The sequence below is a fragment of the Pseudomonas sp. JL23 genome (assembly GCF_056933585.1).
In genome coordinates this window covers 2,020,870-2,033,066 of record NZ_CM167795.1, presented here as the reverse complement: position 1 = coordinate 2,033,066, position 12,197 = coordinate 2,020,870, and the positions used below count along the sequence as shown (strand labels likewise).

12 protein-coding genes and 1 pseudogene are annotated in these 12,197 nt (G+C 56.5%); 7 read left to right on the top strand and 6 right to left on the bottom strand.

Annotated features, from left to right (window positions below):
- Positions 1 to 58: 58 nt before the first annotated feature.
- Entirely contained in the window at positions 59 to 889 is an 831-nt protein-coding gene (locus AC1Z24_RS09555) for a methyl-accepting chemotaxis protein (RefSeq protein ID WP_483746581.1), read from the top strand.
- A gap of 154 nt (positions 890 to 1,043) precedes the next feature.
- On the opposite strand, the gene AC1Z24_RS09550 is transcribed toward AC1Z24_RS09555, so the two are convergent.
- Complete coding sequence (locus AC1Z24_RS09550) at positions 1,044 to 1,928, bottom strand: LysR family transcriptional regulator (protein WP_483745420.1); 885 nt, start codon at positions 1,926 to 1,928, stop codon at positions 1,044 to 1,046.
- Positions 1,929 to 2,017: 89 nt separating this feature from the next.
- On the opposite strand from AC1Z24_RS09550, the gene AC1Z24_RS09545 reads away from it, so the two are divergent.
- Positions 2,018 to 2,467: a multidrug/biocide efflux PACE transporter gene (locus AC1Z24_RS09545; RefSeq protein ID WP_483745419.1), complete on the top strand. Its 450-nt coding sequence runs from the start codon at positions 2,018 to 2,020 to the stop codon at positions 2,465 to 2,467.
- On the opposite strand, the gene AC1Z24_RS09540 is transcribed toward AC1Z24_RS09545, so the two are convergent.
- Positions 2,464 to 3,171: an SDR family oxidoreductase gene (locus AC1Z24_RS09540; protein ID WP_483745418.1), complete on the bottom strand. Its 708-nt coding sequence runs from the start codon at positions 3,169 to 3,171 to the stop codon at positions 2,464 to 2,466. The genes AC1Z24_RS09545 and AC1Z24_RS09540 overlap by 4 nt on opposite strands.
- Before the next feature lie 126 nt (positions 3,172 to 3,297).
- Positions 3,298 to 3,519 carry a hypothetical protein gene (locus AC1Z24_RS09535; RefSeq protein ID WP_483745417.1) on the bottom strand — a complete coding sequence of 74 codons (222 nt, stop codon included), beginning with the start codon at positions 3,517 to 3,519 and terminating at the stop codon, positions 3,298 to 3,300.
- Between the two features lie 139 nt (positions 3,520 to 3,658).
- Here AC1Z24_RS09535 and AC1Z24_RS09530 point away from each other — a divergent pair, with 139 nt between their 5' ends.
- The 4 genes from AC1Z24_RS09530 (at position 3,659) to AC1Z24_RS09515 (ending at position 8,450) form a co-directional block, all read left to right on the top strand.
- Positions 3,659 to 4,270 (top strand): TetR/AcrR family transcriptional regulator, encoded by a 612-nt coding sequence (locus AC1Z24_RS09530; RefSeq protein WP_483745416.1) that lies wholly within the window; start codon positions 3,659 to 3,661, stop codon positions 4,268 to 4,270.
- Positions 4,271 to 4,690: 420 nt separating this feature from the next.
- A complete protein-coding gene (locus tag AC1Z24_RS09525; RefSeq protein WP_483745415.1) occupies positions 4,691 to 6,322 on the top strand; it encodes a methyl-accepting chemotaxis protein in 1,632 nt (543 codons plus the stop codon).
- Positions 6,323 to 6,409: 87 nt separating this feature from the next.
- Entirely contained in the window at positions 6,410 to 7,243 is an 834-nt protein-coding gene (locus AC1Z24_RS09520; RefSeq protein ID WP_483745414.1) for an ion transporter, read from the top strand.
- Between the two features lie 208 nt (positions 7,244 to 7,451).
- A complete protein-coding gene (locus tag AC1Z24_RS09515; protein WP_483745413.1) occupies positions 7,452 to 8,450 on the top strand; it encodes a sulfate ABC transporter substrate-binding protein in 999 nt (332 codons plus the stop codon).
- Between the two features lie 113 nt (positions 8,451 to 8,563).
- Here AC1Z24_RS09515 and AC1Z24_RS09510 read toward each other — a convergent pair whose 3' ends face one another.
- On the bottom strand, positions 8,564 to 9,907 hold the full coding sequence (locus AC1Z24_RS09510) for a delta-60 repeat domain-containing protein (RefSeq protein WP_483745412.1): 1,344 nt from the start codon (positions 9,905 to 9,907) through the stop codon (positions 8,564 to 8,566).
- A gap of 334 nt (positions 9,908 to 10,241) precedes the next feature.
- Between AC1Z24_RS09510 and AC1Z24_RS09505 the strand changes: the two are divergent.
- Positions 10,242 to 10,529, top strand: a pseudogene (locus AC1Z24_RS09505) (sulfate ABC transporter substrate-binding protein); the annotation flags it as partial.
- Positions 10,530 to 10,631: 102 nt separating this feature from the next.
- Here the strand turns inward: AC1Z24_RS09505 and AC1Z24_RS09500 are convergent.
- Together AC1Z24_RS09500 and AC1Z24_RS09495 are read right to left on the bottom strand one after the other, a co-directional pair.
- Complete coding sequence (locus AC1Z24_RS09500; RefSeq protein WP_483745411.1) at positions 10,632 to 11,438, bottom strand: NHL repeat-containing protein; 807 nt, start codon at positions 11,436 to 11,438, stop codon at positions 10,632 to 10,634.
- Positions 11,408 to 11,944 (bottom strand): NHL repeat-containing protein, encoded by a 537-nt coding sequence (locus tag AC1Z24_RS09495; RefSeq protein WP_483745410.1) that lies wholly within the window; start codon positions 11,942 to 11,944, stop codon positions 11,408 to 11,410. The genes AC1Z24_RS09500 and AC1Z24_RS09495 overlap by 31 nt, the downstream gene beginning before the upstream one ends.
- Positions 11,945 to 12,197: the final 253 nt, after the last annotated feature.

Here is a 12,197-nt window from a genome sequence, read left to right as displayed (position 1 = left end):
CGTACTGGCCCAATCCTTCAACCGTTTTGTCGAGCGCATCCAGCAGTCCATCGGCCAGGTGCTGACTTCCAGCAGCCAGGTGACCGCCCTCGCCACCCGCGTCAGCCAGGCGTCGCACTCGTCACTGGACAGCTCCGACGCCCAGGCCGCCCTGACCCATAACGTCGCCACGGCAATCAATCAGTTGGGCGCCGCCGCCCAGGAAATCGCCCAGAACGCCGCCCATGCCTCGCACCGCGCCGCCGATGCCCGGGAGCAGACCGAGCATGGTCGGCAAGTGGTCGAGCGCAGCCTGCTGGCGATGTCGCAGCTGTCATCCCAGGTGATCAGCACCCGCCAGGACATCGAGAGTCTCAACGACAAGACCCTGCGCATCGGCCGTATCCTCGATGTGATCAAGGGGATTTCCGACCAGACCAATCTGCTGGCCCTCAACGCCGCCATCGAAGCAGCAAGGGCCGGGGACGCCGGACGCGGCTTTGCCGTGGTCTCCGATGAAGTACGCAGCCTGGCCCAGCGCACCCAACAGTCGGCCAATGAAATCCAGAGCATGATCGAGGAATTGCAGGTCGGTGCCAGCAGTGCGGTCACCGCCATGCTCGCCAGCCAGCGCCACAGCGATGACAACGTCAAGACCGCGCACCTGGCCGGGGAACGCCTGAACAGCGTGCTGGCAGGGATCGGCGAGATGAACGAGATCAACGTCTCCATGGCCGCAGCAACGGAAGAACAGACCTCAGTGGTGGATAACCTGGACCGGGATATCAGCCATATCACCGACCTGAACCAGGCCATGGTCGGCAACCTCAAGTCGACGTTGCAGGCGTGTACCGAACTGGAAGATCAGTCGAAGCGGTTGCAGCAACTGGTCAATACCTTCCGTATCTAAAACTTGGACCTCACACTTTACGCTCCCCCTGTGGGACCGGCTTTAGCCGGGAAAGGGCCGGTACAGGCACAACATCTTCGGTGTCAGAGCCATTGCCTTCCCGGCTGAAGCCGGTCCCACAAAACCCCAATTCAAGCCAGGATAGTCGCCAACATCACTCCCCTCTATGCCGAATAAAGGTATCCAGCAACCAGGTTCCCGCCGGCCCCAGGCTGCGCTGGCGAGACCAGATCACGTCCACCGCCGAGCTGCGCGGCCAGCCGGGGACGTCGAGTTCCTTAAGCCGCCCGCCCGCATACCCCGAGACCAGCCAGCGCGGCAAAGCCGACCAGCCGAAGCCGAACGCTGCCATATCCATCAACAACAGATAATTGGGCGCCGACCAGCTGCGATGGCCGCTGGTGGGCAGGTCGTCGGTGGGCACCCCCTGGTCGACCAGAGTATTCAGGCGCAGGGCGCGATAACCCGCCAGTTTCTGATAATCCACCGCTACTTCCGCCGCCAGAGGATGTTTATGACCGACGAACAGGCCGAAGTCTGCGCGCTCAGAAATGGTCGCGTACCCCACTTCCGGCGGATAACTGGCCTGGGCCGACAGCAGCCCCAGGGAAGCGCGCCCCGACTGGATCAGGTTGATCGCATCGCCGTGCTCGGCAAACACACATTCCAGCTCCAGCTCGGGAAAGCGCTCGTCCAGTTCGCTCATGCGCGCTTCGAAGTCGGTAAAGGGGTTGGCATCGGACAGCACCAGGGTCAGGCGCGGCTCCATGCCCTCGGCCAGACGCCCGGCGGCGCGGCGCAGTTTGTCCGAGGCAGCCAGCACATCCTCGATACGACCGAGCATCGCCCTGCCCGCTTCGGTCAGCACCGGGTGCCGGGCGGATCGATCGAAAAGCTCCAGGCCCAGATCGATTTCCAGGCGGGCAATGGCTTCGCTGACGGTGGACTGGCTCTTGCCCAGACGCCGCGCCGCCGCGCTGAAAGAACCCAGGGCAACGGTCTGGGCAAACGCCTCAAGCGCTTCGGGGGAGTAATTCATATATCGGTTTTTCCGATGGAGACTATTTTCACTGTAACGCAAGGACCGATGACAATGCAGGCCTGTTTCGCACCAAGAGAAAACCTGTCATGCCTGCCAAGGGGAAATCCCTCAAAGAACGCGCCTTCCATGCCCTGCTGTTCGAGATCATCGGCGTGCTGCTGTTCGCGCCATTGCTCGCCTGGCTCATGGACCATTCATTAAGCCGCATGGGCGCCATGACGGTGATGGTGTCAACTGCTGCCATGCTCTGGAATATGCTGTTCAACAGCCTGTTCGACCGCTTGCGGGCGCGGCTGCAACTGGCCATGTCCATGGGCCTGCGCGTGCTGCATGCCTTGGCGTTCGAGGGGGTATTGGTGCTGGTGGTGGTGCCGCTGGCGGCGTGGTGGCTGTCGATCAGCCTGTGGGATGCGCTGTTGCTGGATATCGGCCTGCTGTTGCTGTTCTTGCCTTATACGCTGATGTTCAACTGGCTCTACGACACCCTGCGTGAGCGCCTGGCGCCCGCAGGGGGCGCCAAGACAGCCGAGCGTTAAGCGGATTCAGGCAGGAACAGGTACGGCGAGTGCGCCAGACCGGCCTGGAGCTGTTTGGTGCCTTCGTCGGCGAACACTTCTTCCTTGCCCGCTTCCAGGGCGTCGAGGGTTTCAATGGCCACGGACTGCGGGGAAACCTTCGGCGCATCGAGGCCGTGGGTCAGGTCGGTATCGACGAAGCCCACATGCAGACCCAGCACCTGGATGGCTTTCTCGCGAATGTCCATGCGCAGGGCGTTGGTGAAACTCCAGGCGGCTGACTTGCTCGCACAATAGGCAGTGAGGATCGGCAGCGATACCCAGGTCGCGTTGGACAACACATTGACAATGGCCCCGCCGCCATTGGCCTCCAGCACCGGAACAAAGCCCTGGCTCATGCGGATCACGCCGTAGTAGTTGGTTTCGAAGAAGCGCCGTGAATCCTCGATCACCGCCGCATCCAGGGAGTTCTCCCGGACGCCGGCGATACCGGCGTTATTGACCAGCAGCGTGACATCGCCGCACTGGGCAACGGCTGCGGCTACCGAGGCGTCGTCGGTCACGTCGAGCTTGACCGCTACCACGCCCGGAATGTCGACGCTCTCAGGGTTACGTACGCCGGCATAGACCTTTTTTGCCCCACGGGCGAGCAGCTCCTGGGCGAAGGCCAGGCCGATACCGCGGTTGGCGCCGGTGACGAAAGCGATGGAGTCTTTGACTTGCATGATGTTGCCCCTGCTGGAATGGGTGGCGAATAGGTTGGCGACCAATTGGATTATGATCGTAATCTTATAGGATAATGCCGGGTCCGCCCGCGAATCGCAAGGGGGTTTATCGGGTTACGACAAGAGTTACCGGTCTTCCCAGGGCAAAGGCTTGCCCGCCCGGACTTGAGCGTTGATCGAGCGCAGCAGGTCCAGGGGATCACGATCAGTGCGCGCGTGGCTCTGCTCATCGACCCAGGTCGCGACCTGGCGCCGGTCCAGGCCGGGGCGCAGATGGAGGATCTCCACCAGTTGCCGCTCACATTGCTGGGCGTAGGCCACTACGCTGGAAAACAAAGGGCTGTTCATATAGGCGGGGGTCCTCGTCGTTCGTCCACCAGCGACATCAATATGCCAGTAGCGGCGCGCGGGTGCACCTGCCTTGAGCGGCGCTGGAAGCCGGTGCTACCATTCGCAACCGCCGGGCCGGCAAGGAATCAACGGGTTTATGAGCAGTATTCGCGAGCGCAACAAAGAGCTGATCCTGCGCGCAGCCAGCGAGGAATTTGCCGACAAAGGCTTCGCTGCCAGCAAGACCAGCGATATCGCGATCAAGGCCGGGCTGCCCAAGCCCAACGTCTATTACTACTTCAAGTCCAAGGAAAACCTTTATCGCGAGGTGCTGGAAAGCATCATCGAACCGATTCTGCGCGCCTCCACACCGTTCAATCGCGACGGCGTCCCGGCCGAGGTCCTGAGCGCCTATATCCGCTCCAAGATCCGCATTTCCCGCGACCTGCCCTTTGCCTCCAAGGTCTTCGCCAGCGAAATCATGCACGGCGCACCGCACCTGACGCCTGAGCAGGTGCAGCAGCTCAACGGCCAGGCCAAGCACAATATCGACTGCATCCAGGCCTGGATCGACAGCGGCCAGATCGCCCCCATTGACCCTCATCACCTGATGTTCAGCATCTGGGCCGCGACCCAGACCTACGCCGACTTCGACTGGCAGATCTCCAGCGTCACCGGCAAGGACAAGCTCGACGACAGCGACTACGAAGCCGCGACCCAGACCATCATCCGGCTGGTGCTCAAGGGGTGTGAGCTGGATCATTCCTGATACTGCACATGACTGTGGGACCGGCTTCAGCCGGGAAGAGGCCAGCACGACGATACCTCTTCGTCGTTCGGACCCAGGTCTTCCCGGCTAAAGCCGGTCCCACACTCCGAGACATTCACGCACCCATAAAAAAACCCGCCGAAGCGGGTTTTGGTGTGACCATCCAACATCCTGTCGGCTGCCGTCCTGACAATGGTCGATCGTCCTTGATCCCGCAGCGCTTCCTTGGCTGCGGTTGTTGGATCCAATCTTACCGCTATCCGAAAAAATGGCAATAGCGCGAAACACCCTCTCGTCGTGTAAGACTTTAGCCATATACGCCTACGCTCTAGAAAGAAAAATCTCACATCACTCTCAGATTTGTAGTGTGATAGCCGAAAGCCTTTAAAGCCCCAATAAAAACACTACGAGGCCGCGATCATGACCATGCGCAACTTCTCCATCAGCCGTCGTCTGTGGCTGATTCTCATCGTATCGTTGCTGATGCTGTTCACCCTCGCCGCCGTGATGCTCAAGCAGGTGCATACCGACCTTTATGAGGCCAAGGCGCAGAAAACCATGCACTTGGTGCAGGCGGCCAGCGGGGTTCTCGACTACTACAACGGCCTGGAAAAGGCTGGCACCCTGACTCGTGAACAGGCCCAGCAACAGGCTCTGAGCGTGATTCGCGGGCTGCGTTACAACCAGACCGACTATTTCTGGATCAACGATCTGCGCCCGGTGATGATCATGCACCCGGTCAACGCCAAGCTCGAAGGCCAGGATCTTTCCGCCATCCGCGACCCGGATGGTTTCGCGGTATTCAATGAAATCGCCGCCGTGGCCAAGAGCAAGGGCGCCGGCCCGGTCAACTATCGCTGGCCCAAGCCCGGCGCCAGCGAACCGGTGCAGAAGACTTCCTACGTACAATTGTTCGCGCCCTGGGGCTGGATCCTCGGCTCGGGCGTGTATGTCGATGACGTGGTCGCCGAGTTCCGCCAACAGATGATGTATGCCGCGCTGGTCAGTGCGGTGATCATGCTGTTCATGGGCCTGTTGGTGGTAATGATCGCCCGCAGCATCGTCAAGCCGTTGCAGGTCACGGTGGGCGCCATGGCCAATATCGCCAGCGGCGAGAGCGATCTGACCCGTGCCCTGGACACCCACGGCAGCGACGAAGTCAGCCAGTTGGCCAGACACTTCAACGACTTCACCGCCAAGCTGCGCGGGGTCATCAACCAGTTGCAACAATCAGCGACCAGCCTCGGCCAGGCCTCCAGCGCCATGGGCAATGATTCCGCCCAGGCCCTGAGCCGCAGTCAGCAGCAGTCCCAGCAAATGGATCTGGTGGCCACCGCCGTCAACGAAGTGACCTATGGCGTGCAGGACGTGGCGAAAAACGCCGAGCATGCCGCCAAGGAAATGCGCGATGCCGAAGCCCAGGCCAATCAGGGCCAGGTCAATATCGACAGCAGCCTGCGCCAGATCGACCACCTGTCCGGCACCATCGAGCAGGCCGTGGAAGTGATCCGCACCCTGTCCAGCGAAAGCACCCAGATCGGCGGCGTCCTTGAAGTGATCAGCTCGATTGCCGAACAGACCAACCTGTTGGCCCTCAACGCTGCCATCGAGGCGGCCCGGGCCGGTGAGCAAGGCCGCGGCTTTGCCGTGGTCGCCGACGAAGTCCGCCTGCTGGCCCAGCGCACACAGAAGTCCACGGCGGAAATCCAGGGCATGATCGAGCGCCTGCAGACCCACTCCAACGCAGCAGTGAAAGTCATCGGCGACAGCAGCCGTTCCTCGCAACTGACCATCGAACAAGCCAACCTGGCCGGGCAAAGCCTGGGCTCGATCATCCAGGTCCTGCGCAACCTCAACAGCCTCAATACGTCTATCGCCAGTGCGACCCTGGAGCAGTCCCATGTGGTCGAGGACATCAATCAGAACGTGACCCAGGCCGCCCAGCTGTCGCAAAGCACCGCCCTGGCCGCCGAGCAGTCCAGCACCGCAAGCCTGCACCTCAAGGACCTCAGCGAGCAATTGAACAGCCTGCTGCGCCAGTTCAAGGTCTGAGTTCACTTCCCCCAGGCCGGGCCTCAGGGTTGCGTTGGCAAGCGCAATCCCTCAGGCTCGGGCCCTCTTCACTGGGGACATAACTTCATGGACAACAACCTCAGTCGGCGCGAGCAACTGCGCATCGTCATTTTCCAGACCGACACCCCTGCCGGACGACGCTTTGACCAGGCGTTGCTGGTCATCATCCTGTGCAGCCTGTTTGTCGTCATTATCGACAGCATCGAGTCGGTCCATCGTAACTACGCCGACCAACTGGCCTGGATCGAATGGGGCTTTACGGCAGTATTCGCTATCGAATACGCCCTGCGCCTGTACTGCTCGCCCAGGCCTCTGCAATACGCCTTCAGCTTCTATGGCCTGGTCGACCTGCTGGCCATCGTGCCGGGCATCCTCGCCATCTATTACAGCGACGCCCAATACCTGCTGATCGTGCGCATCATCCGCATGCTGCGTATCTTTCGGGTACTCAAGCTTGGGCCTTACTTGAAACAGGCCAATTACCTGCTGTCAGCCCTGCGCGGCAGTAAGCAGAAAATCATCGTCTTTCTGGTCTCGGTCTCGACCCTGGTGGTGGTGTTCGGCACCCTGATGTACGTGATCGAAGGCCCTGAACACGGCTTTACCAGTATTCCCATGGGCATCTACTGGGCCATCGTCACCCTGACCACCGTGGGCTTCGGCGATATCGTGCCCAAGACCACTCTGGGGCAAATGCTCTCGTCTCTGGTGATGATCACCGGCTACTCGATCATCGCCGTACCCACCGGCATCTTCACCGCCGAACTGGCCAATGCCATGCGCGGCGACCAGTTGCAACGCGACTGCCCGGTCTGTACCAAAAACAGCCATGAACATGACGCCGCATTCTGCTCGCGCTGCGGGAATGCGCTGTTCCCGGGGCCGGCAAAGAAAGCATAAGCAAATACGCTTTTAATCTTTAAAGGCCTATTACAGTCCGGCTATAGTCGCGGCATTCGGCTATCACCCGCACAATTGTTCTGTGGGACCGGCTTTAGCCGGGAATATGTCTTCCCGGCTAAAGCCGGTCCCACAGGATGTCTGTGTTTGCTGCTCTATGGCGCAGCACCCATAAAAATATTCAACTCTCCAACCAAAGGAATGCGCAGTGAAAAAACTCTTCGCCGCCTCGCTACTGGCCGCAGGCATCGCCCTGAGCAGCGCCGCCATGGCTGCCCCTACCCTGCTTAACGTCTCCTACGACGTGATGCGCGACTTCTACAAGGACTACAACGCCGCCTTCCAGAAACACTGGGAAGTCGAGCACAAGGAAAACGTCGCGGTCCAGATGTCGTTTGGCGGTTCGAGCAAGCAAGCGCGCTCGGTGATCGACGGTCTGCCGGCTGATGTCATCACCATGAACATGGCCACCGATATCAACGCCCTGGCCGACAACGGCAAGCTGGTGCCGGACAACTGGGTTACGCGCCTGCCGAACAACAGCGCGCCATTCACCTCGGCCACCGTATTTATCGTGCGCAAGGGCAACCCGAAAGCCTTGAAAGACTGGTCCGACCTGGTCAAGGACGGCGTTGAAGTGGTAGTGCCAAACCCGAAAACCTCGGGCAACGGCCGCTACACCTACCTGTCCGCATGGGGCTACACCCTGAAGAATGGCGGTGACGAAGCGGCGGCGAAGAAATTCGTCGGCGAACTGTTCAAGCACGTTCCGGTACTGGATACCGGCGGCCGCGGCGCAACCACGACCTTCATGACCAACCATATCGGCGACGTGCTGATCACCTTCGAAAACGAAGCTGAAATGATCGCCCGCGAGTTCGGCCGCGATCAGTTCGAAGTGGTCTACCCAAGCGTTTCCGCCGAAGCCGAGCCGCCGGTCTCTGTGGTCGATACCGTGGTCGACAAGAAAGGCAGCCGTATTCTGGCCGAAGACTACCTGAAGTACCTCTGGTCTCCTGAAGGTCAGGAAATCGCTGCGAAGAACTACCTGCGCCCACGCGACCCGGCCGTTCTGGCGAAATACACCGACCGCTTCCCGAAAGTTGACTTCCTCTCGGTAGAGAAAACCTTCGGCGACTGGCGTACGGTGCAGAAGACCCACTTTGTCGATGGCGGGGTGTTTGATCAGATTTATCCGGGGAAGTGATTTAATCGATAAAAAACAAGACGGTAATCTGTTGATATTCAGATTGCCGTCTTGCCATGGGTGAGATTAAAATAAAAGCGCGTCTACGTTAATGTCCATGCACAGCAAATCGCTCAGGCTCTAACAATCATAATGATCGCGGCGCTTCGATTTTCACCTAATACCACAATTGATTGTTTTCCTAGCATGATGAATCCGAGCCGATTTCCACCTCCTTTATAGCTCTCAGCGAGCCATCCCTGCCCCGCAAAAGACGTATCTCTCGAGCCATCAAAATTAAATCGCGCTACCAGCATGTCGTGCGACACCGAAGTGTCAGCATAGGTAATACATTGTCCTGCGACCACAATCTTATTATCCGAACTGACTGCTACCGCAGACAGGAAATCGACGTTATGGCCGATCACATCGAAGATGACTGGCTTACCCGCATTGAATGAATACGCATCGGCACCACTTTGATCGAGATAAGAAATCTGCGAATAAATATTTAGAGGAGCATCTGATTCAACCAAAGTGAGCGTCGCCACACAAGCAAGAGAAAAATCGGGCCCTTGTGCTACCGCCTCGCATCGAACACTTGTTTTATTTGAAACGCCTTCCGGAAATTCAAGTATCAAGTGGCCCTGATCGCCGAACGTGTTGTCAAGGTCCCCCTCGGGCGAACATCTGCAAATCCAGCCTTGCACCGTTAAAACATCGGGGGAAATGACAAGATAGGCCGAACCACACACTACAATTCTACCATCGGACAGTTCGGCGATTGTGCTCGCCTGCAGTGCTCTCACTTCCTCGTGAGGGGGTGATATTTCTGCTACCCCGTTCTGACCAAAGGCTCCATCCAGGCTGCCATTCGATGTGAACTTCGCTATAGCGAGTAAATTCTCACCCTTTGGAGAAGTAAATTCGTCGCAGTATATAAGTGCACCCGAGGGCAGCGAAAGCAGATGTCCGGTTGATGCCAAGCGTGAATTCTGCGAGTCATCTTGTTCAATATTCGTATAAGTGACAGGCTCTGTATCCCCTGAAAACTCCCGCAGGCGATGTACAACGGTTCCGCCATCTCCGAAAGTCTGATCCAGATGACCATTGGTATCAAACTTTACTAACCCCGCCACTGCCCGGCGGGGACCAGGGTCATGAGCTATCAGAACAACACTACCCTCTTCTTGCACCACCATACTCTGAGTCCCTAGACCCAAGATATCGAAAAAATCGACTGTCGCAAACCCCAAATCTCCATAATTTTTATCGAGGTTATTGTTCGCATCCAGACGGGTAACTACGGCCCTGTAGAGAGGAGGCTTATGCCCTTCTATGGCACCCGAAAAAGCCACATACAACCTACCCTTTGAGTCCCGAGCCATACCGTACACAGCATTAACAGCGCGTTCATATGGCACTTCCAATATCTTTATAATCTGCCCCGATGCGCTTTTTCCATCAGACGAACTCATGATAAAACTCCTTTTAAAAAACACTATCACATGCGCACAGCTCACTCCTACACGCAAACTAATGAACAATCCCATCACAATAATAGCCCCTGAATAACTTCAGGAAAACCTCCCTTAAGATCAATTCTCGATAACCCACAACCGGCTTAAGCCGAACATCACTTAAAATTCGAAAGTAGATTCAATAGAAGTTAAATGGCGGCGAATCAATTGCCGTGGTATATCAACTTCACAATAGCCTGTAGCCGCCGGTCGTGTAAAGAAAGGGCTGGTAGCAACCCAGACTAACTACGGTAATGAGTACTACACCTACCTCTCTGCTCGGTGATATATCGCCGAAGCCGAGCCACCGGTCTCTGTGGTCGATACCGTGGTTGACAAGAAAGGCAGCCGTGCTCTGGCCGAAGACTACCTGAAGTACCTCTGGTCATCAGAAGGTCAGGAAATCGCTGCGAAGAACTACCTGCGCCCACGCGACCCGGCCGTGCTGGCGAAATACACCGACCGCTTCCCGAAAGTTGACTTCCTCTCGGTAGAGAAAACCTTTGGCGACTGGCGTACGGTGCAGAAGACCCACTTTGTTGATGGTGGGGTGTTTGATCAGATTTATCCGGGGAAGTGATATAGCAGCAGGCCGTTCAAAACGGCAGCCGGATAAGGTTGCCGTTTTTTATGGGATCAACGAACCGTGAAAATCCACACTGAATAACAGATTACCGACCAATTAATTAGCAACCACCATCACCACTATACTCCGCCCACCGCCGTAATAACCCGATGCAACAATTGTCCGCTCGTCCAGCACCATTGAACTAAGTTCTTCTAAAACGGAAGGTCTGGGCGGCGAAACGACCCAACCGCTTCCTGCAAAAGAAGTATCTCTCGAGCCATCGGCATTGAATCGCGCCACAAGGAAACTTTTCCCTGCCTCTTGCTCTGTCGATAATTCAGCGCCACCAGCCGCTACAATTTTACAAGTGGTTAGACTCTCGCCCTGCACGGCAATAGCATTGAATTTATCAGAAGAGTGGCCGAGCACGCTAAACAAGACAGGTTTGCCATTATTGAAAGATTTAATCGCCTCCCCGTTCTTATCAAGGTAGACAATCAATGCGCCTACTCCTGTTAGCCCACATGCACAGGCGAGGGAAAAATCCGGCCCCTCCGCTATCCGTCTACATACAACCCCAAATAGGCCCAACTCTTCCGAAGAGTTAATCAAAACACTGCCATCCACACCAAATGTGCTATCAACCACCCCAGCTTTGGAGTATTTCACTACCAAACCCACACGTATCGAATTAACGGTATCATCCAAGTACCCACCGAGAACAATATCACCATCAGAAAGCGCCGTGACAGAAGAAATACTCAGTGAGTGGCCTGTCGGCGGGATATATACTGCAATGCCATCGCTACCGAAACTTGTATCCAGCTTCCCATCCGGCATAAACTTCGCAATTAATCCTTTATTAGCAACAGGTGCAACGCCATAAAAAATTACGCCATAAGCCAAAGAGGTAAATTGCATACTAGAAGCCATTCCCTGGCTTGTTGATTGATCATCTTCGATATCCACCTGACTGGCAGTGCCGACACTCTCTTGATCAGCATCCAGATGATGTATAACCACCCCCCCTCTCCAAAATCTTCATCCTGACTACCATCGGGTTTAAACCGTGTTAATGCGACCGTTGTCCAGCTGTAAAGGTACCTGGCCAAGACAGTAACGCTACCATCCGGCTGTACCGCCATACCCAGTAAGGGGGCGCCATCTTTAAATACATCTCCCAGCGGCACTTGAGCGAACCCGCCAGTACCATAGCTTAGATCGAGCCTATAATCCCTACCCAAACGGGCGACCACGACGAACCTCACCGTCGTGGTTGGCAACGTTGAATTATCGTCAGCTGCAAAAGCAACATACAGCATCCCATCAGTATGCCGAACCACCTGATTATTTGGGAGCTGAGCGGGAAATTTGAAAGGCAGTTCAAATATATTCCTAATAACACCACCTGCTTCATTGCGCTTCATATCCTATTCCTCATGTGCCAGTATAATTACGACTCGAACAACCACCCGATCAATTTAATCCTAGCAATAGAAATGCTTTTGATCAAAGAACACAACGACTAGACCTATATTTATTGGAGATATAGCCAATCCTGTTTAAATCCAAAACACAACAAAGAAACAGCATAAAAAACAGATCACCCATAGCGAAAAATGCTGAGTACCAGCGGCGTGCGTATTATTAAACCTCCCCTATACTGGACAGATCAGCCGG